Source organism: Streptomyces sp. NPDC005962 (genome assembly GCF_040629205.1).
Classification (GTDB): Bacteria; Actinomycetota; Actinomycetes; order Streptomycetales; family Streptomycetaceae; genus Streptomyces.
This window is the reverse complement of record NZ_JBEXVE010000029.1, coordinates 1-19,252: the sequence shown is the minus strand read 5'-3', so window position 1 is coordinate 19,252 and position 19,252 is coordinate 1. Positions and strand designations below refer to the sequence as shown.

General features: G+C 69.4%; 19 protein-coding genes and 4 pseudogenes. 11 read left to right on the top strand and 12 right to left on the bottom strand.

All coding sequences use genetic code 11. The features are described 5' to 3' along the window. The first annotated feature begins 49 nt into the window (after positions 1 to 49). The 3 genes and pseudogenes from ABZ370_RS34685 to ABZ370_RS34675 all read left to right on the top strand — a co-directional run. On the top strand, positions 50 to 697 hold the full coding sequence (locus ABZ370_RS34685; RefSeq protein WP_358629272.1) for a hypothetical protein: 648 nt from the start codon (positions 50 to 52) through the stop codon (positions 695 to 697). Positions 698 to 911: 214 nt separating this feature from the next. Continuing rightward, positions 912 to 998: pseudogene (locus tag ABZ370_RS34680) on the top strand (FAD-dependent monooxygenase); the annotation flags it as partial. After that, a pseudogene (locus tag ABZ370_RS34675) lies at positions 985 to 1,707 on the top strand (ATP-binding protein); the annotation flags it as partial. The pseudogenes ABZ370_RS34680 and ABZ370_RS34675, both read left to right, overlap by 14 nt. A gap of 16 nt (positions 1,708 to 1,723) precedes the next feature. On the opposite strand, the gene ABZ370_RS34670 reads toward ABZ370_RS34675, so the two are convergent. The 7 genes from ABZ370_RS34670 to ABZ370_RS34640 all read right to left on the bottom strand — a co-directional run bounded on the left by ABZ370_RS34670 (position 1,724) and on the right by ABZ370_RS34640 (position 8,366). Then, a complete protein-coding gene (locus tag ABZ370_RS34670; protein ID WP_358629269.1) occupies positions 1,724 to 2,308 on the bottom strand; it encodes a helix-turn-helix domain-containing protein in 585 nt (194 codons plus the stop codon). Between the two features lie 32 nt (positions 2,309 to 2,340). Then, positions 2,341 to 3,510, bottom strand: coding sequence for an aminotransferase class I/II-fold pyridoxal phosphate-dependent enzyme (locus ABZ370_RS34665; protein WP_358629266.1), 1,170 nt, complete (start codon positions 3,508 to 3,510; stop codon positions 2,341 to 2,343). 24 nt (positions 3,511 to 3,534) lie between these two features. Further along, positions 3,535 to 4,332, bottom strand: coding sequence for an SDR family oxidoreductase (locus ABZ370_RS34660; protein WP_358629263.1), 798 nt, complete (start codon positions 4,330 to 4,332; stop codon positions 3,535 to 3,537). A gap of 68 nt (positions 4,333 to 4,400) precedes the next feature. Further along, positions 4,401 to 5,411, bottom strand: coding sequence for an allophanate hydrolase (locus ABZ370_RS34655; protein ID WP_358629260.1), 1,011 nt, complete (start codon positions 5,409 to 5,411; stop codon positions 4,401 to 4,403). After that, the gene (locus ABZ370_RS34650) at positions 5,408 to 6,145 is read right to left on the bottom strand and encodes a carboxyltransferase domain-containing protein (protein WP_358629257.1); all 738 of its coding nucleotides are present in this window, start codon (positions 6,143 to 6,145) and stop codon (positions 5,408 to 5,410) included. Before ABZ370_RS34650 ends, ABZ370_RS34655 begins: the two co-directional genes overlap by 4 nt. 19 nt (positions 6,146 to 6,164) lie before the next feature. Beyond that, complete coding sequence (locus ABZ370_RS34645) at positions 6,165 to 6,971, bottom strand: 5-oxoprolinase subunit PxpA (RefSeq protein WP_358629254.1); 807 nt, start codon at positions 6,969 to 6,971, stop codon at positions 6,165 to 6,167. 18 nt (positions 6,972 to 6,989) lie between these two features. Then, on the bottom strand, positions 6,990 to 8,366 hold the full coding sequence (locus ABZ370_RS34640; RefSeq protein ID WP_358629251.1) for an MFS transporter: 1,377 nt from the start codon (positions 8,364 to 8,366) through the stop codon (positions 6,990 to 6,992). 423 nt (positions 8,367 to 8,789) lie between these two features. On the opposite strand from ABZ370_RS34640, the gene ABZ370_RS34635 reads away from it, so the two are divergent. Further along, positions 8,790 to 9,425: an RraA family protein gene (locus tag ABZ370_RS34635; RefSeq protein WP_358629249.1), complete on the top strand. Its 636-nt coding sequence runs from the start codon at positions 8,790 to 8,792 to the stop codon at positions 9,423 to 9,425. A 166-nt stretch (positions 9,426 to 9,591) separates the two neighbouring features. Here the strand turns inward: ABZ370_RS34635 and ABZ370_RS34630 are convergent, their stop codons facing one another. From ABZ370_RS34630 to ABZ370_RS34615, 4 genes and pseudogenes are all read right to left on the bottom strand, one after another. Further along, a complete protein-coding gene (locus tag ABZ370_RS34630) occupies positions 9,592 to 10,041 on the bottom strand; it encodes a cupin domain-containing protein (protein ID WP_358629246.1) in 450 nt (149 codons plus the stop codon). Positions 10,042 to 10,095: 54 nt separating this feature from the next. After that, positions 10,096 to 11,505 carry an amidase gene (locus tag ABZ370_RS34625; protein ID WP_358629243.1) on the bottom strand — a complete coding sequence of 470 codons (1,410 nt, stop codon included), beginning with the start codon at positions 11,503 to 11,505 and terminating at the stop codon, positions 10,096 to 10,098. 70 nt (positions 11,506 to 11,575) lie between these two features. Further along, entirely contained in the window at positions 11,576 to 12,922 is a 1,347-nt protein-coding gene (gene paaK, locus ABZ370_RS34620; protein WP_358629240.1) for a phenylacetate--CoA ligase PaaK, read from the bottom strand. Next, positions 12,919 to 13,020, bottom strand: a pseudogene (locus tag ABZ370_RS34615) (phenylacetic acid degradation protein PaaD); the annotation flags it as partial. The gene paaK and the pseudogene ABZ370_RS34615, both read right to left, overlap by 4 nt. Before the next feature lie 364 nt (positions 13,021 to 13,384). On the opposite strand from ABZ370_RS34615, the gene ABZ370_RS34610 reads away from it, so the two are divergent. Both ABZ370_RS34610 and ABZ370_RS34605 read left to right on the top strand, forming a co-directional pair. Beyond that, a complete protein-coding gene (locus ABZ370_RS34610; RefSeq protein WP_358629237.1) occupies positions 13,385 to 14,866 on the top strand; it encodes a TIGR00366 family protein in 1,482 nt (493 codons plus the stop codon). A gap of 101 nt (positions 14,867 to 14,967) precedes the next feature. Continuing rightward, complete coding sequence (locus ABZ370_RS34605) at positions 14,968 to 15,231, top strand: MFS transporter (protein ID WP_358629234.1); 264 nt, start codon at positions 14,968 to 14,970, stop codon at positions 15,229 to 15,231. Positions 15,232 to 15,373: 142 nt separating this feature from the next. On the opposite strand, the gene ABZ370_RS34600 is transcribed toward ABZ370_RS34605, so the two are convergent. Then, positions 15,374 to 15,928 (bottom strand): NUDIX hydrolase, encoded by a 555-nt coding sequence (locus ABZ370_RS34600; RefSeq protein ID WP_358629231.1) that lies wholly within the window; start codon positions 15,926 to 15,928, stop codon positions 15,374 to 15,376. A 312-nt stretch (positions 15,929 to 16,240) separates the two neighbouring features. Between ABZ370_RS34600 and ABZ370_RS34595 the strand changes: the two are divergent. The 5 genes and pseudogenes from ABZ370_RS34595 to ABZ370_RS34575 form a co-directional block, all read left to right on the top strand. Further along, positions 16,241 to 16,562, top strand: a pseudogene (locus ABZ370_RS34595) (transposase); the annotation flags it as partial. 161 nt (positions 16,563 to 16,723) lie between these two features. Further along, positions 16,724 to 17,392, top strand: a complete 669-nt coding sequence (locus ABZ370_RS34590; RefSeq protein WP_358629228.1) for an NAD-dependent epimerase/dehydratase family protein — start codon at positions 16,724 to 16,726, stop codon at positions 17,390 to 17,392. Between the two features lie 35 nt (positions 17,393 to 17,427). Further along, a complete protein-coding gene (locus ABZ370_RS34585) occupies positions 17,428 to 17,751 on the top strand; it encodes a hypothetical protein (protein WP_358629225.1) in 324 nt (107 codons plus the stop codon). Positions 17,752 to 17,761: 10 nt separating this feature from the next. Beyond that, positions 17,762 to 18,577, top strand: coding sequence for a helix-turn-helix transcriptional regulator (locus ABZ370_RS34580; RefSeq protein WP_358629222.1), 816 nt, complete (start codon positions 17,762 to 17,764; stop codon positions 18,575 to 18,577). Between the two features lie 4 nt (positions 18,578 to 18,581). Further along, entirely contained in the window at positions 18,582 to 19,166 is a 585-nt protein-coding gene (locus tag ABZ370_RS34575) for a hypothetical protein (protein ID WP_358629219.1), read from the top strand. Positions 19,167 to 19,252: the final 86 nt, after the last annotated feature.

Sequence of the window (19,252 nt, the reverse complement as noted above, 5' to 3'; positions counted from 1 at the left end):
CGCGTACCCCGCACCGCGCCCCGCGGACGGCATCGGCTACACCTGCCGCATGGGGACCTGGACGGACGAGTTCATCGCTCCGGCACGGCCGGTGCTGATCGCAGCCGAATCATTCGCCGCACTGGCAGCGGATCTGGTGCGCGAACGGGTGGTGCGCACCCCATGGCTGCTGACCGCGGGAGACCTGTGCGCCAACGCCGAACTCCCCTACGTCGGCGTCCTGGGCCGCGCCCGTCGGGACGATCCCCCGGTGGGAACCCGGCTGGAGTCCGATCTGCCGCTCTGGGCCGACGAGGACGACGACGCGCCGCCGTGGGGCTGGGCCCGGGAGTCGGCGACGGTCCTCGCCAAAGGCGACGACGTCGGCACACTGGCGGAAGCTCTCGCCTCGGCGCCGTACGGCCAGGAGGACATCGGGCTGGTCTTCCGCGGTCTGGACTTCACCCATCGGGAGATCGACGACCACTACTTCGGTGCCGACAGCCGCATCCTGCTCGCCTGCTTCGCCCTGGCCCGCCCGCAGACGCGTCCGATGGACACCGACTCCGGCACCATCCCCGGCGGCCCCTTCCACCCGGTACGCACCTTCGTCTCCACCGGCTTCAAACTCGGCCACAACGGGCCTTGTCCACCCCTCGCGGCCGTGCTGCGCCGCCATCTCGGCCCGGACCTGGTCTGCGGGAGAACCCGCGGCTGAGCGGGCCTGTCCCGCGCTTGCGGGGGTGCTGTCTGTGAGTTTCTGTGAACTTCCGGCCAGCCGGCTGCCGTGGTCTGCCGGTTTCCACCGGGCGGGACTCCCGATTCACGTGAGCCTCCCAGACTCGTGCAGATCCCTCCCAGAACAGCGGATCAGTGTGAAGTGACGCGCACGACGACAGCGCGCACCGCACTCACCCCTCTGGAAGGACGCCTTGACCGACGCAAGCGACACCAAGGTCCTCATCATCGGAGCCGGGCCCACCGGTCTGACCCTGGCGTGCGACCTCGCCCGCCGCGGCCATCGCGGACGGCGACCCGTCGAGCCGGGTCCCGGAACTGGCCGCTTCCCGTACCGAACTCGGCCGTCTGGCCACGGCGCTCAATGGCATGCTGGACCGGATCGAGGCGGGTGACGCCGCGATGAGCCGCATCGAGCGGGAAGCGGCACGGCTGGTCCGGCTGGTCGAGGACCTGTTGTTGCTCGCCCGCCTCGACGAGCTCGACGAGTACGCCACGACCGCGGACCTCCCGCTCCGTCTCACCCCCATGGACCTGCGCACCCTGGCCGCCGATGCCCTGCACGACCTCCGCGCGCTCGATCCGGAGCGTCCCGTCACCCTCACCGGTCCGGGCGGCGGCCCACCGGGCGGCGCGCCGGTCCTCGGTGACGAGGCGAAGCTGCGCCAGGTGACCTCCAACCTCGTCGGCAACGCGGCAGCCCACACCCCGCCCGGCACTCCGGTCCGGATAGGCGTCGGCACGGAGGACGGCCTGGCGGTTCTGGAGCTCCACGACGAGGGTCCGGGGATGTCCGAGGAGCAGGCCGCCCGTGCCTTCGACCGCTTCTACCGCGCCGACGACGCCCGCGGCCGCACCGAAAGCGGAGGCGCGGGGCTCGGCCTCGCGATCGTCGCCTCCCTGGTGACGGCCCACCACGGCCGGGTGGACGTCCGCACGGCCCCGGACGAGGGTGCCACCTTCCGTATCCTCCTCCCCCGGCACCGCTGACCGCCCCACGGCTCACTCACCCTCGTGGCGGTTCCGCCGTGGACCAGCCGGTCAGGGCGCCGCGCAGGGCGGCCATCAGGCGGGTGGCGGCCTCCTCCTCGGTGCGTCCGCTCTTGATGAGGTCGAGGATGTCGCGTGGGTCGAACAACGCGTTCCACAGGTACAGCGCTTCGTCCCCGAGGTCTCCGAGGCCGAGTTCCTCGGTGGTCTGCCGCAGTGGCTCGGCGAGCGCCTCGGCCTGCGGGGCGAGGTAGCCGGTCCCTTCCCGCAACCGGTCGAGGTAGCCGCGGTGCGAACGCATCTGCGCCATCGCCCCGCCGTGTTCGAGGACGAGGGAAACCCAGCAGCGCGATACCGCTTCGAGTCTCGCCATGCCCCGCGTGGTCTGCCGTGCGCTGAAGTCGCGCAGTTCGGAGCCCACTTCGGCGCGGAAGGCGTGCAGGATCTCCTGGACGGAGGAGAAGTGCCGGTAGGCCGTCGCGGTGGACACCTCGGCGTGCCTGGCGATCTCGGCCAGACTGACCGGCGTCGGCGAGTTCTCGAACAGCCGGGCGGCGGCCTTGATGAGGTACCTGCGGTTGCGTTCGGTGTCACTGCGCATGGGTCGGCCCCCCGTGACCTGCGAGACGGCGTTCACCGAAGAGCCGAGAGGCCACGGGCCAGCCGGCGGACGCCCTCGGTGATGGATTGCGGACCGGCGGCGTACGACAGCCGGAGGTGCCCCTCGCCCCGGGCTCCGAACTCGCTTCCGGGCCGGACGGCGACGCCGTGGGTGCGCAGCGCCGCGACGACCTCCACGGAGGGCAGGTCCAGGTCGTAGCGCGGGAATTGGTAGAAGGCGCCTTCCGGTGCGCTGAGGGTGAGGCCGGGGATCGCGGCCAGTTCCGTGCGCATGATCTCGCCGCGCTCCTCGTACGCGGCGCGCATGCGGGCGATGTCCTCGTCGCAGCTCTGTACCGCGGCGAGCGCGGCGTCCTGGATGACGGTGTTCACGGAGCCGTTGAAGGTGTTGTGGATGCGGGCGGACGCCTGGATGAGCGGCGACGGTCCCCAGAGGTAGCCGACGCGCCAGCCGGTCATCGCGTAACTCTTGGAGAAGGTCTGGCAGTAGACGGTGCGGTCGCGCAGGCCGTCGATCGAGATCGTCGAGGTGAAGGGCGCGCCGGTGTAGTCGAGGTCGGAGTACGCCTCGTCGGAGATGACGATCGTGGAGGTGCCGTCGAGCAGCCCCGCGAGCGCGTCGAGTTCGTCGCGGCTGTGCACGATCCCGGTCGGGTTGCTCGGGTTGCAGAAGACGAAGAGCTTGGCGCCGGTGAGGGCGTCGGCGAGCCGGTCGAGGTCCCAGTGCAGATCCGGCGCGAGGGGAACGGGTACGACCGTGCCCCCGGCCATGCTGACCAGGTCCGCGTAGAGGGAGTAGGTGGGGTCGGGGATGACCACCTTGTCACCGGGGTCGACGATGCCGAGGATCGAGGCGGCGAGCCCGGCGGTTCCGCCCTGGGTGATGAGAATGTCGGAGGCGGAGGCCGGTGTCCCGGCGATGCCGGTGAGCTTTTCGGCGAGCGCTTCGCGCAGGGCGGGTTCGCCGAGCAGCGGTGAGTAGTGGGTGCGTCCGGCGCGCAGCGAGGCGTGGGCCGCCTCGGTCACCGCGTGGGGTGTGTCGAAGTCGGGTTCGCCCATGGCGAGGGAGACGAGGTCGCCCCGCGACTGCGGTTGCTGCGTCCGGCGGGAGGCGGCGGCGATCCGGGCGACGGCCTCCGCGGTGGCGAACAGGGGCGGCTGCGTGGTGATGGTGGGCGGCATGCGCTCCTCCTGGTGACGGGGTGGTCAGTCCTGCGGTGCGGCGTCGGCGGGCGCGCCCGCCCAACGGCTGATCTCAAGGTCGGCGGAGGTGTCGCGCTGGCGGGTGGGGGCGACGACGATCTCCTGGAGGACGACGCGCTGGGGCAGGGTGACGGCGAGGCGGATGGCCTCGGCCACGTCCTCGGGCCGCACCATGCCCGCGCGTTCCTCCGGCGCCGGGGGCCGGGCGCGGTTGTCGAGGATGGGGGTGTCCGCCTCGCCGGGCAGCACGGTGATCGCCCGCAGCCCCTGGTTGCGGAAGGTGTTGTGCAGGAACGTCATGAAGTTGCGGACCCCGGCCTTGGCCGCGCCGTAGGCGGCGCCGCCGAGCAGGTTGGGGTTGACGGCGGCGAGCGAGGAGACGGTGACGATGGTCCCGGTGCCGCGGTCGAGCATGTCGGGGAGCACGGCCTGGGTGAGCTGGAAGACCGCCGTGAGGTTCACGTCGAGGACCTGGCGCCACTCGTCGTGCGGCAGCCACTGCGGGTTGAGCACCGACGAGGCGCTGCCCGCGTTGTTGACGAGGACGTCGACCGGTCCGAGTTCGGAGTGGACCCGGTCGAGGACGCGGGTGACGTCGTCCGCGCGGGTGATGTCCGCGGCGATGGCGAGGGCGGTCCCGCCCTCGGCGCGGATCGTGGCCGCGACGTCGTCGAGCGTCTCCTGCCTGCGGCCGGTGAGCACGACGGCGGTGCCGTCCCGGGCGAGCAGCCGTGCGGTTTCGAGGCCCATCCCGCTGCCCGCTCCCGTGATGAGCGCGGTCCTGCCGGCCGACGTCGTCACCGTTCCTCCTCCATGACTGACTCCATACTGAAGTGAGATGAACTTTTCAAGTGAGAATACATTCTCATCTAGTCCCGGACAAGGGTCTTTGAGGGCGCCGTGAAGCCGAGAGCGCCGAACGCCTCCGTGGCCGCGTGTTCGAGTGCGCGCACCTCCGCCTCACGCCGTGCGAACCGGCGCAGCGAGCACTCGCTGTCGGTCCAGCGGAACCGCAGCTCCCGCCCCGGACCGGCCTGCCCGAGCAGGGGCAGGGACGCCCGCGAGGCGACGCCGACGATCGGATAGCCCGCGGTCAGGCTCCGGTAGCGACCGAGCACGATCAGCTCGTCCGCGTGCGGGATCTGCAGTGCGCCGACGGGCACCCCGTGCGACACGATCTCGGTGTCGGTGTCCGGGTGGCGCACCGGCCCGTCGAGCCGCAGTCCGACGTGGTTGGAGCGGGTGGTGACGACGTAGGTCGCCTCCTCGATCACCTCACGGATACCGGCGATCGTGTCGATGCCATGGCTGGGGACGACATCGATGACCCAGGGCCCGGCGTCGAAGCGCGGGACCGGAACGGGAAGCCGGAACAACGGCGCCTCGAAGAGGCGTCGGCGGAACCCCCGGAACTCCGTGTCCAGCAGGACACGCGAACCCCGGCCGACGGCCTGCCCGAACCCCATCCGGGCGTCCGGCGCGGCGCTGCCCAGCAGGGTGTCCGCGGTCAGCGCGCCGTTCACGGCCAGATAGGTGCGGGTCCCCCGGCTCAGGTCCCCGTGTATCCGTACCTCCTGGCCCGCCGGTACGACCAGCGGAGACCAGCTCTCGACGGGCCCGCCGCCCACGGTGACCCGGCTGGCGGCGCCGGTCACGGCGAGCAGGACGTCGGCGTCGGGCACGAGCGCCAGTTCCCCGCCGAGGTTCTCGATCAGGGTCGCCCCGCGGGGGTTGCCCACGAGGAGGTTCGCGACGGCCGCCGAGTGCTGGTCGGCCGCGCCGCCGGTGGGGACACCGCGCCGTTCCGTGTCACGACGGCCGAGGTCCTGGAACGTCGTGATCCATCCCGTGCTGGTGATCTCGAGCGCCACGGTCTTCATACGGACTCCCCCAACGGCAGCAGGAACCCGGCTCCCAGGACCGCGGCCTCGTCCCGTGTGACGGGGACGAAGCGCACGATGTCACCGGTGCCGAACGAGACGGGGTCCGGCCGGGAGATGTCGACGATGGTGCGCGGGGTGCGCCCGACCACGCGCCAGCCGGTCGGGCCGGGGAACGGCTGGATGATCGCGTTGGTACCGGCGATCATGATCGCTCCGGGGGCGACATCGGTCCGGGGCTCGGCGAGCCGGCGCACCGGCCTGGGCACCTTGAGCCCGTCCATCATCGGGGCCATCGCCGCGCCGAGGAGGGAGATCGTGAAGCTGGACTCCGCGATCGCCTCGACGACCTCGGCGGGGGCCAGGCCCATGTCGTCGGCGACGGACGCCAGATCGGGGCCGGTCTCGTCATCGAAGACGACGGGAATGGCGAACTTCCGCACCGCCCGCGCACCGTCCGGACCGGCCGACGGCGCCGGGGCCCACTTCGCCAGCAGCCGGGCCGCGTACTCCACGTGCTGGAGCGCGGTCCGCAGCGGGTCGAACTCGATGAGCAGGGATTCAAGACCGGAGACGACGTCCAGCACGCCGTGGGGGCGGTGGGCCAGGAAACGCTCGCGGAAGGCGACGATCCCGGACCTGCGGATGGCCTGGTCGGCATGGGGGATGGTCACCATCACCGCCGAGTCCCCGAAGGGCTCGACGGTGATGGCACCGTACTGTGCTGTGGTCATCGCCTCGTGGGCCCGGCCCTCAGCGGGCGAGCGCGACCTCCGCCTTCTCCGCCAGGACGTCCCGCAGACCGGCGACGCGGATGTCCGCCGCGCCGAGCGCGGCCCGCACCGCGGTGCCGTTCTCGAGGACGGAAGGGTGGTCACCGTGCAGGAGCAGGACGTCGGCGTCGTGTCCGAGCGGCACCACGTTGCCGTTGACCGAACGTACGGTGCCCTCCCGCACGACCTGGACCGAGCGCCGGCCGATGAGCTCGGGGTCATGGATCAGGCCGCCTTCGTGGGAGCGGGAGACGGGCATGCCGTCGTCGCCGTATCCCCGGTCGGCCAGGAACACGTAGCCGACGTCGAGTCCGCGCTTGCGCGATTCCTCGGCCAGCAGCCCGCGCTGACAGATGACGACGTAGTCGGTGTTGTACGCGGCGATCGCGTCGGTGATGGCCCGCGCGTGCTTGGCGTCGGTCTGCGCGATGGAGCCCATCCGGCCGTGCGGGGCCACATGGCTGATCGTGCCGCCGTGCACCCTGGCGAAGGCGTCGAGTGCGCCGAGCTGGTAGAGGACGTCGGTGCGGATCTCCTCCTCGGTCGCCTCGATGAGACGGCGGCCGAAGCCGACGAGGTCGGGGTATCCGGGGTGGGCGCCGAGCTCGATGCCGCGCTCGACGCAGTCGGCGACGGTCCGGTCCATGATGCGCGGGTCACCGGCGTGGAAGCCGCAGGCGATGTTCGACGAGGTGACGAGCCCGAGCAGAGCGCTGTCGTCGCCGATCGTGTAGTTGCCGAAGCTCTCACCGAGGTCGGCGACGACGGCTACGGAGTTGATTCCCATGGTGTCTCCCGGGGTGTTTCAGCTGGAGGCGAGGGGCTGGCCCTTGGTCTCCCGCACGAAGGCGATGGAGACCAGGGTGATCAGCGCGGTGATGATGGAGGCGAAGGCCGGGATCAGGTTGGAGCCGGTCGACTGGATCAGCTCGGTCATCAGGAGCGGGGCACTGCCACCGAAGATGATCGTGGAGATGCTGAAGCCGATGCTGTAGGCGGAGTAGCGCACAGTGGTCGGGAACATCTCGGCGAGGACGGTGTGGACGACGGCGGCGTGGCCCGAGAAGGCGACCGCGAGAACGATGGTGCCGATGCAGGCCAGACCGAACTCTCCCGTGGTGATCAGCCGGAACATCGGGTAGGAGACAAGGGCCATCGCGACGGCGGAGAAGGCGAGGATGGGCTTGCGACCGATCCTGTCCGACAAGCGTGCCATGAGCGGGATACAGATCGCGATGGCGATCAGGCTGAACGCCGTGACCGTGAGTGCCCGCAGCATCGAGAAGTTGTGCGCGCCGAGCGAGGTCTTCAAGTAGGTGGGCATGTACACGAACAGCAGGTAGTAGCCGGGACCGTTGAGCGCGGGGAGGAAGATCGTGAGCGCGATCGCCTTCAGATGGCGCGGGGAGGTCAGGGCGTCCCTCAGCGGGTTGCGCGCGACGGTCTTCTGCTCGCGCAACACCTTGAAGTGCGGGGTCTCCTCCAGTCGGCTGCGGATGTAGAAGCCGACGTAGCCGAGCGGGACGGCGAGGAGGAACGGCACCCGCCAGGCCCACGAGGTCATGGTGTCCTCGCCGAGCGTCGTGATGAGGAGGGCGGAGAGGGCGCTGCCGAACATCAGGGCGATGAACGAGCCGACGGCGATGAAGCTCATCATGTAGTTGCGGCGTGCGTCCGGGGCGTACTCGCCGACGAAGGACATGGCACCGGCCACTTCCCCGCCCGCCGAGAAGCCCTGGAGCACCCGGAGGAGGACTAGGAGGACGGGTGCGCCGACACCGATGACGGTGGAGGACGGGATGAGACCGATGGCCGCGGTCGCGGCGGAGATCAGCACCAGGAGGGTGGCCAGGAGGCCCTTCCGCCCGATCTTGTCCCCGAGGTATCCGCAGATGACGCTGCCGAACGGGCGGGCGATGAAGCTGACCAGGAACCCGACGTTGGTGAGGAAGAGATTTCCGGCGTCGGCCTCCCCCATGATGTTGATCGCCAGGTAGGTGACGAGCAGGCCGTAGATGCCGTAGTCGTACCACTCGACGAAGGAGCCGATCGCCCCGGCGACGGTGGCCTTGCGGACGACCTTGCCGTTGGCGGAGGTGGCGTCGACCGCGGTCGCGCCGGACTCCTCCGGCGCTGTCCCGTGACGATCCGATGTTCTGTCAAGCCGATCTGACGTTGCCATTCGCGTTCACTTTCGGTGTCGCGGACTCCGGAACGGCGTCCTGAGAATCATGCGCTGAGCGCATCTCGGGGTAGGTGTGTGGCTTCGGTGCTGTTCAGGAACCCGCCCGTCCAGGGCCTGGGGGCTCGATGCCGGACACACGGCTGGCCGCAGAGCAGCCCCGACATCAAAGTTGCGACTTGAATCGCGAATGAGAATAGATTCGCATTCTGAGAGCGGTCAAGGGTTTGCGTTGCCCCGACGTTCACCTTGCGCTCCGGTCACGCTTCCATCCCGGATCGCCAGGGTTCCCCCCGCCGCCACGTGGCCGGTCCCGGCAGCCGGAGGGGCACCCCACCCCTTGCCCTGCGACACGTAGGGATGCAGACTGTCCCTCGCAAAACGCGAAAGCTTTCGCATTTTCTGGACCTGGAGGAGCCTGCGATGACTCAGGACAACGTACGCGTGAACACCGCGTGGGAGCGCGTCGAGGAGCAGGTGCTCGATCAGTTCCGCGCCCACTCCGTGGCCAACCTCGGCGACGCCCTCGACCGGCTGAACATCGTCGACGGGGGCATCGCCCCCATCTGGAACGGCGCCAAGGCCGTGGGCACAGCGCTGCCGGTCCTCACCGTCGCGGGCGACAACAAGGCCGTGATCGCGGCGCTCGAGCACATCCGCCCCGGGGACATCGTCGTCATCAACGCCTTCGGCCACGACGGCCGCGCGATCATCGGCGACAACCTCGCCCAGCGGTTCGCCGCGTACGGCGCCGCGGGGGCGATCATCGACGGATACGTCCGCGACGCCGCGATCATCGAGGAACTCGGCATCCCGGTCTTCGCCCGGGGGCTCACTCCCGCCGGTCCGTTCAAGAACGGACCGGGCACGATCGGCGAACCGGTCGCCATCGGCGGCGTCGTCGTGAACCCCGGCGACATCATCGCCGCCGACGGGGACGGTGCCATCGTCATCCCGCCACACCGCGCCGAAGAGGCCCTGAAGTCGGTAGGCGAGATCGTCGCCCGCGAAGCGGCGCTGGACGCCGAGGTCGAGGCCCTGCGGAGCCGGACCGCCTGACGCCAGGGCGTCGCGCCCCCACCTCGGCGCGCTCCGAGCGGGGCGCGCTCGAAGACGGACCTACCCGAAGACGGACCTCCCGGGCGGCCCGGTGGATACGCCGCCGTGCGCACGGGGCCTCGACGTCATCAGCTGAGTCGGCCACCCCTCGTCAGCTGCTGGAGTTTTAGCTCTTCGGCAGTAGCCGGAAGTCGTCAAAGTCGAAGCCGGGCGCAACTACGCAACTGACAAGCACCTCTTCATCACTGGCCGGGCGAGCAGCCTGCCAGTGCCCGGCCGGCACGAGAGCTTGCGGCCGTTGTCCGCTCGCGAGATCGGGACCCAGCAGTATTTTCGTAGGCTGATCCTCTGGCCTCTCACCGGAACCACCCAGCGATAGCAGCAAGGGACCACCCCGGTGCCACAGCCACAGTTCCGGCGAACGCACGGTGTGCCACCGGGATTCCTCGCTGGGAGGCAAGAGGAAATAGATGGCTGAGCAGATAGACCTCCGCCCCGGATAGCCGTCCGGCTGCACCTCGACGTCACTGCGCCAAGTTTCCTTGTACCAGCCCCCTTCGGGGTGTGCACTCATTCCGAGCAGACGGGCCGTATCGGGCATTTTCGGGTCGATCATGGGCTTCCGTTCCTCGAGTGAAATCCTGCTTGCGGTGCGGCAGTCACCCTCACGTCAGGTCAGCTCCGGGTGCCGGTTCCGCACGGGGCTGACCGTCTCGAGCGCGGCGCCGAGGCGCAGAAGGGTCGTCTCGTCGTACCAGCGAGAGACAAGCTGGATGCCGATCGGCAGGTTCTTGCTGGTGGCCCCGAACGGCAGCGACAGCGCGGGCAGGCCGGTGAGGTTGAACGGAACGGTCGCGCGCATGATGCCGCGTGCCGGGACGGTGACGTCTCCGACATCGAACGTCGACCGGGCGTGCGGTGGGGCGGGGATGGGGCATACGGGGCACAGCAGCACGTCGTAGCGCTCGAAGTATCCGGCGAACAGGGAGCCGAGCACCTCGACCTGCTGTTGCGCCGCGATGTAGTCGGCCACTGTCACCTCCGGCGCCGTGATCGTCCGCTGGATGACGCTGTGCACCTCGGATGCGCGGTCGGCGACGACTTGCCGGAAGTACGGCACGACCTCGGCGGTGTACAGCACCGCGCTCAGCGCGGTCGTGTCGAGGGTCTCCAACTCCCCCAGTGGAGCGGGATCGACGACACAGCCCAGCGTCCGCAGCGCGTCGGCCGCTGCCGTGATGGTGGCCGTCACCTCGCGGTCCACTGGTCCGAAGGCAGGCTCGGCCGCCCAGCCCACCCGCAATCCGTCCAGGTCGCCCGGCTGATCGACCGGTCGCGGCGCGTGCTGTACGTAGCCGTCGACGCCGTCGGGCCCTGCGAGGATCTTCAACGCGGTCATGATGTCCCGCACGCTGCGGGCCATCGGGCCGACGTGCCAGTAACGGCGGGGAGCCTCGGGCCAGTGTCCGGTGATCGGTATCCGTCCCCGGGTCGCCTTCAGCGCGACGATGCCGGTGTCGTGGGCCGGTCCTCGCACCGAAAGGGCAACGTCGCTGCCCAGCCCGAGCGGCGACATCCCGGCGGCGATCGCGGCCGACTCTCCGCCGCTCGAACCACCCGGAGTCCGCTCGCTGTCCCAGGGGTTGAGGGATCTGCCGGTGATCGCGTTGTCGGTCTCGGTCCAGTAGGAGAACTCGGGCAGGTTGGTCTTGGCCAGCGGAATCCCGCCGACCGCCCGGAGCCGGGCCACCGCGGTCGCGTCCCGCACGGGAACATGGTCCCGGAACAACGACGAGCCGCGTGCGGCCACGATCCCCCCGACATCCAGCGAGTCCTTGACCGTGAACGGAACACCGTGCAGCGCACCCACGGTGACGCCCGTCGCCACCGCTCGATCGGCGGCGCGCGCCGCCTCGAGCGCCTGCTCGGCGGCCAGGGTCACGACGGCGTTGACCCTCGGGTTTACCGCCTCGATGCGGCCCAGGTGCGCCCGCATCACCTCCGCCGCGGAAAGCTGCCGTTCGCGGATCAGCTCCGCCAGTTCGGTCGCGTCCCGGTAATAGATCTCGTTCTCGCCCATCGACACCCGCCCTTCCGCCGCACAGCAAGATCACGATACGCGCAGAACAAACGCGACGTGGGCGTGGCGATCACTGCTGGCGCAGGTCCTTGACGCGGCGGAGTTTGCCGAGCGAGCGCTCCAGGGTCTCCATCTCGACGATCGCCACCTCGGCGGTGACGCCGACGCCGTTCTTGACGCCCTGAACGATCTGTTCGGCAGCCGCCTCCCGCTGCTCGTTGCCGACGCCGGGGCGGGCCTCCACGCGGATGGTCATGTGGTCCATGCGGCCGCGCCGGGTGAGCTGGATCTGGAAGTGCGGGGCGACGCCGGGGGTGCGCAGCACGATCTCCTCGATCTGGCTGGGGAAAACGTTCACCCCACGCAGGATGATCATGTCGTCGCAACGGCCGGTGATCTTCTGGATGCGGCGGAAGGCGGGCCGGGCGGTGCCGGGCAGCAGCCGGGTCAGGTCGCGGGTGCGGTAACGGATGACCGGCAGGCCCTCCTTGGTGAGGGAGGTGAAGGCCAGTTCGCCGTCCTCGCCGTCGGGCAGGACGTCGTCCGTGAGGGGGTCGACGATCTCGGGGTAGAAGTGGTCCTCCCACACATGCAGGCCGTCCTTGGTCTCCACACACTCCTGGGCGACGCCGGGGCCGATCACTTCCGAAAGGCCGTAGATGTCGACGGCGTGGATGTCCATGCGCTCCTCGATCTCGCGGCGCATCTCCTCCGTCCAGGGTTCCGCGCCGAAGATGCCGACCTGGAGGGAGGTGGACCGCGGGTCGACGCCCTGCTTCTCGAACTCGTCGAGCAGGGTGAGCATGTAGGAGGGGGTGACCATGATGATCTCGGGCTTGAAGTCCTGGATGATCTGCACCTGGCGTGCGGTCATGCCGCCGGAGGCCGGGATCACCGTACAACCGGCCCGTTCGGCGCCGTAGTGGGCGCCGAGGCCACCGGTGAACAGGCCGTAGCCGTAGGAGATGTGCACCTTGTGGCCGGGGCGGCCACCGGCCGCGCGGATCGAGCGGGCGACGACGTCCGCCCACAAGGAGAGGTCCTTGTCGGTGTAGCCGACGACGGTGGGGCGACCGGTGGTGCCGCTGGAGGCGTGGACGCGACGGATATGGTCCATGGGCACGGCGAACATGCCGAAGGGATAGGTGTCGCGCAGGTCGGCCTTGGTGGTGAAGGGGAAGCGGGCCAGGTCCTCCAGTGAGCGGCAGTCCTCGGGCGCGACACCGGCGTCGTCGAACTTCCTGCGATACAGCTCGACGTTGTCGTACGCGTGCCGCAACGTCGTTCGCAGTCGGCTCAGCTGAAGGGTTCTCAGTTCCTCGCGGGGCATCCGCTCCGCGTCGTCCATCAGGTGAACAGGGAGAGGCTCGCCACGGCGGGCCGCGGCGGTCAGCGGGGTCTCGACTTCGCTGGTCATGGCGACTCCTCGAGGTGCGTGCTCCTGATGCTGCGGCTGCGACCGCGGAACTCCGCGATCACCTCATCGCCTCGCCGGACGCTCACGTCGTAGATGCCACATCCGCTCGACGGGGCCCTGTGCCGCGTGAGTGGCTTGCGTCACTGATTCCACCACCTACATCCCGACCGAACATTCGGTTACCGAGCGCACGGCCAAGTAATCCAGCCAGATCACTGCCTGTCAAGAGGGGGAATGGATGCCGTGGAAGATCCCTCCCCCGGACTCGAAAAGCCATGACGGCGCAGGTGGCGGCGGTCCGGCAACGCACCGCCGATCTTGCCCACGCGCCGGTGATCCTCCATGGGGATGTTCCACATGGTGCGGCCTCAACCGGTATGCGGTTCCCCCATTGTCCCGTGCGTTCGCTCCCCGTCAGTATCTTGCGCACCTCGCCCTGCGATGGATGAACAGGAGCTCCGTATGACCACGAACCCCATCAAGACATCGGAAGCGGAGGTGAGCCGCGGTGAGACCTGGCTTGCCCGCCTGGCGTTGCGGTTCACCCGCTTCTCCGAGAAGTGGCTGCCCGACGCTCTCGGCTTCGTCCTGATCGGCACCTTCGTGGTCCTCGCCCTGGGACTCCTCTCAGGGGAAAGTCTGCTCGGCACCACGCCGAGCGACCCGGAAGCGACCACCGGCTTCGGCCTCGTGGACGCATGGGGCAAAGGATTCTGGTCGCTCATAGAGTTCACCCTGCAGATGGCGATCATCGTCATCGCCGGCTACGCGGTCGCGGTCTCGCCGCCGGTCGCCCGCCTTATCGTCTGGCTGGCTGCCCTGCCCCGGACTCCGCGCGGCGCCATCACGTTCACCGCCGCCGTCGCCATGACCACCGCCTACGTGAACTGGGCCTTCAGCCTCGTCTTCACCGCCATCCTCGCCAAGGAGATCGCCCGCCGACTGCCCGGAGTCGACTATCGCGCCATCGGAGCCATGGCCTTCCTCGGGCTCGGCACTGTGTGGGCCCAGGGCCTGTCGGGATCGGCCGCGCTGCAGGTGGCCAGCGCGACCTCCAGCCCCGCCGCGGTGCAGAAGATCATCGCCGAGGAGCGGGGCAGCGGGGTCATTCCCCTGACCGACACCATCTTCCTCTGGCAGGGCATCGTGGCCACGGCGGTCGTCTTCGCGGTCGCGGTCACCATGGCGTGGTTCCTGGCCCCGTCTCCGGAGCGTGCGATGACCGCGGAGCGCCTCGGCATCGATCTCGGTCCCGCGCTCCGCACGAAGAGCCCGAGTTCCCGACGCAGCCGCCCCGGCGAATGGGTCGAGTTCAGCCCGACCCTCACGATCGCGCTCTTCGTTCTGGGCGTGTGGTATCTCGCCCGCCACTTCGCGCAAGCCGAGGGCAATCCGCTCAACGCGCTCGATCTGAACACCGTCAACCTGATCCTCATCCTGCTGGCCCTCATCCTGCACTGGCGGCCCGTCCACCTCGCCCGCGCCTTCAGGGAGGGAGCACCGGCCGCCTCGGGCGTGTTGCTGCAATTCCCCTTGTACGGCGGCATCTTCGGAATGATCGCTTTCACCGGACTGCACCAGACCATCGCGGACTGGCTGGTGTCGGTGTCGAACGAGCACCTGTACCCGGCCCTCATCGGTATCTACAGCTGTGTGCTCGGGGTGTTCGTACCCAGCGGCGGTGGCAAGTGGGTGGTCGAGGCACCCTATGTCCTCGGGGCGGCCAACGAACTCCATGTGAACCAGGGATGGATGGTCGTGGTGTACGACCTCGGCGAGGCCAGCGCCAATCTGCTCCAGCCGTTCTGGATGCTTCCCACCCTCGCGATCCTCGGTCTGAAGGCGCGCGACATCATGGGCTACACCTTCGCCATGTTCCTCGCGTTGTTTCCCACGGTGCTCGTCCTCGTGACGCTGCTCGCCCAGACCCTGGCCTTTCCCTGACGGATCACTGCTCGGCCGAGCTCAGCGCCCTGATTGCCAGGAGGGTGCTGCCGGGGCTGCGTCCGTCAGCGCGCCGGGCCGGTCGATCCGCGGACCACCAGGTGGGGGGCGAGGCTGAATTCCCGGGCCCGCTGAAAATCCGCAGTCTGACCATCGGTGTCAGCGTCCTCGTACTGTGGCTCGCCAACGCCATCGTGGCCTGGGCGTTCCCCCCGGTTGTGGAGGCACTGGGCATCTCCAGCACCTTCTTCGTCTTCGCCGTCCTGGGCGTCGGCGCCATCTGGTTCGTGGCCCGGGCCGTGCCCGAGACCCGGGGCACGTCCCTCGAAGAACTCGAGGCCCGGTTCCGCCGCGAATACGCGTAGCCGATCCCCTCACGCCAGGAACGAGCCGAGGCAAACCTCGTCTTCGGGCGATGGGAGATCGGCTGGACCCTGCCCGAGGCGACTTCATCAGCGAGACCCGTGCGGATGGCCTCCTGCTGTGACGATGATCAGCGGTGGATCGTCACACCGTGGGCTTGAGGAGACCTGCGGCCACCAGCCCCGCCAAGCCCAGGTCCATATCGGTGAGCCGACCGCTCAGGATATGGGCCACGTACTGGTCGCGTGGCAGCGTGACCAGTTCGAGGAATTCCTCGGCGTCCGGCGTGGGATCGGTGACCTTACGGCACTCCCGGGCCAGTACCGCGTACCGCACATGGGTGGCATAGGAGGCCAGATAGGTGGTCGCGACGACCTGGAGCGAACCGGCCTCGTACCCCGTCTCCTCCACCAGCTCGCGCGCCGCGCCGACCATGACTTCCTCGCCGTCGGCGACCAGGCCGCCGGGCAGTTCCGCCAGCACCGTGCCCGGCCCGGGCCGGTACTGGCGTACCAGGATGCCCTGCCCGTCCTCCGTCAGGGCGACCACCGCGACCGTGCGCGGGCCGACGAGAATGTCCCAGTCGGATTCTCGGCCGTCGGGCTGCACATAGGTGCGGCAACGCACCTTCAGATATCCGGCCGACTCGGGACGCTCGCTCTTCAGCGTCCACTTCAACAGGTTGGACTCCTCCGTCACGTTCGGCATCTTATGCAACGCATGGCGCCTCGTTGCCCCATCAGGGAAGTAGCTCGGGCAATCGTCAGCGGGACGGGGCGATGTCCATGTGTGAGCATCCCTGGCGTGCCGCGAGTGGCCAGGGCCCGAAGCCGCCCGCGGGCAGTTCCACGAACGTGCGGGGCCACGACTGCGGAGGGCAGCCGCCCGTTCCGCGGACGGATCTCGATCGTCATGAGCCGGTCGAGGCTCTCGTGGACCGTGGATCGGCTCCGTTAGCCGTGTCCAGGCCGGTAGTTGAGCGTTCGGTCCGGTGTGAGGACGTCGCCGTGGATCGTGTCGGATGAGCTGTGGGACCGGCTTGAACCGCTGCTGCCGCAGCGTGAGCGCAGGTTCCGTTATCCCGGCCGCAAGGCATTGCCGGACCGGGAAGTGCTGCGCGGGATCTCCTGTACGTGCTGCACACCTGGCTCCGCTCGCGGTCCTGCTGACCGGCGGCAACCGCAACGACGTGACCCAATTGCTACCGTTGCTCGACGCGATCCCGCCGGTCCGCGGCCGGGTCGGCCGTCCGCGACGCAAGCCGGACTCGTTGTTCGCCGACCGCGGCTACGACCATGACGTCTCCCGTGACCAGGTCCGCGCTCGCGGCATCGTGCCCGCGATCACCCACCGACAACTCGGCTCATTGTCCAATGCGACCGAGCCTTGAGGGAGGGGCCGGCGTCGGGCTGGGTGCTGCGCTGAGCCTGTCCCTCGGAGTACTGGTATCGGCGAGATCTGGAACGCGACGATCCAGCTGTCGACTATGAAGGCATGGCACATGTACTCGTCACGGGCGGAACCGGGTTTCTGGGTTCCCACACGATCGCGCAGCTCCTGACCGCCGGGCACACCGTCACGACCACGGTGCGCTCCCTGGCACGGCGGTCCGACGTCGAACGGATGCTCATCGTCGCCGGATGCCCGCATACGGATGCCGTCTCCTACGTGGAGGCGGATCTGACCTCTGACCGGGGCTGGGACCGGGCCGTGGCGGGAGCCGACTACGTCCTGCACGTGGCCTCGCCGTTTCCCGGAGCGCGGCCGAAGAGCGAGGACGAGGTGATCGTCCCGGCCCGTGACGGGACGCTGAGGGTGCTGCGCGCCGCCCGGGGCGCGGGCGTCCGGCGCACTGTGCTGACCTCCTCCTTCGCGGCGGTGGGTTACGGTCACGGGCGGACCGGACGGACGTTCAGCGAGGACGACTGGACGCAGACCGACGGGCCGGGGGTGTCCGCGTACATCAGGTCCAAGGCGGTGGCCGAGCGGGCCGCCTGGGACTTCGTCGAGAGCGAGGGCGACGGCCTGGAGCTGACGGTCGTCAACCCCGTGGGAATCTTCGGGCCAGTCCTCGGACCGGACTACTCCGCGTCGATCCGTATCATCCACGCGATGCTGACCGGCGGAATGCGGCCGCGCCGCCGATCTGGACCAACACGGTAGACGTCCGAGACGCGGCCGACCTGCATCTACGTGCCATGACGGCGCCTCAGGCGGCCGGACAGCGGTACCTGGCGCTCGCGGGCGAGCCGATCTCCTTCCACCACATCGCCCTGGCGTTGCGCACGCGGCTGGGCGAGGCCGCCGCCAAGGCCCCCACCGGCTCGGCCCCGGCCTGGCTGCTGCGCATGCTGGCCACGGTCAACCCGGCGCTGCGAGAGACGGTGCCGCAGCTGGGCGTGGTGCGCCGCGCCTCCAACGCGAAGGCCCGCAAGGAGCTGGACTGGTCCCCTCGTTCCAACGAGGACGCCGTCGTGGCCACCGCGGAGAGCCTGGTCCGCCTCGGACTGCTGAACGGTTAGCGTCGAGAACATGACACGCGAGACGGCCGACACTCTGGGCGAGTTCCTGCGGGCCCGGCGCGGGCAGATCAGCCCGCAACAGGTCGGGCTGCCCGCCGGCGAGCGGCGCCGGGTCCCCGGACTGCGGCGCGAGGAGGTCGCCCAGCTCGCCGGCATCAGCCCCGAGTACTACCTGCGCCTGGAACAGGGCCGCAACCTCAACCCCTCCGACCAGATCCTTACCGCCCTGGCCGGCGCGCTCCAGCCAGACGAGGACGCCGTCGCCTACCTGCACCGCCTCGCCCACCCCGCCCCGCCCGCGCGCAGGCCGCGCAGCCGCGCCCGTACGGACCAGGGCGACCTTCAACCACTGCTGGACAGCTGGCCGCAGACCCCCGCCTACGCCCAAGGGCCCAGCGGACGCGTCGTCGCGGCGAACCGGCTGGCCGTGCTCCTGTGCCCCTTCTTCGTCATCGGCCACAACCCGCTACGGGCCGCCTTCCTCGAACCCGAGATGCGCGGCCTCTACCCGCAGTGGGACGACATGACCGCCAAGGCTGTCTCCGGCCTGCGCGCCATGATCGACGTCGACGAGGCCGACCCGGAGCTACTGGAGACCATCGGCGAACTCACCGTCGCCAGCGAGCGGTTCAGCACCCTGTGGACCCGCCGCGAGGTCCGCCGCCGTGACACCGGCCTCACCCGGCTGAACCACCCGCTCGTCGGCGAACTCGACCTGCACTACGAGAAGATGGTGCGCCCCCAGGCCCGCCAGCTGATCGTCGTCTACTACGCCGACCAGGGCTCCACCAGCGCCGAGCGCCTGGCACTCCTCAGCAGCCTCTGACAACGTGCGAGGACGACGAACCCCACGACAGCGAGGAGAGCGCCTGCCACTCGTACATCGATCACACACGCTAAACGTTAAGCGGCACAGGACCTACCGCCTGAACCAGTGGCTCGCGGCCAAACGCCTGCGGCTCAAGCCCACCACATGGGTCCGCTACCGCGACTACGTCCACCACGGCCTGATCCCCGCCCTCGACCCGATCCGTCTGGACGAGCTCGCCTACGAACACATCCACCACTACGTACAGGCCCAGCTCGCCGCCGGACGCGGACCCCCACCGTGTGGCACATCCTCTCCAGCGCGATCGGCGACGCCGTCCGCCAGCACCCGACTCCCCGCCAACGTCGTCCGGCCCACCGTGATCCCGAACCCGGCCTCCGGCGAGCGCACCATCTTGACCCCGGCCCAGGCCATCCGCTTCCTGCGCCACTGCCACGCGAACGATCCGGACTTCGCCGACCTGACCGAGTTCCTCATCGGCACCGGCCTCCGCAAAGGTGAAGCCCTCGGCCTGCACGGGGACGACATCCACCTCGCCGAACACACTATCTACGTGCGCTGGACGCTCTCGGCGATCGGGCCTTGACCCGGAATCTTGGACACGGGCTATGCGGCTTGGGCCAGGTTAGTTGATGTTGTGTCAAGTGCTGTCTCGTAGGCGATGGGACTGCG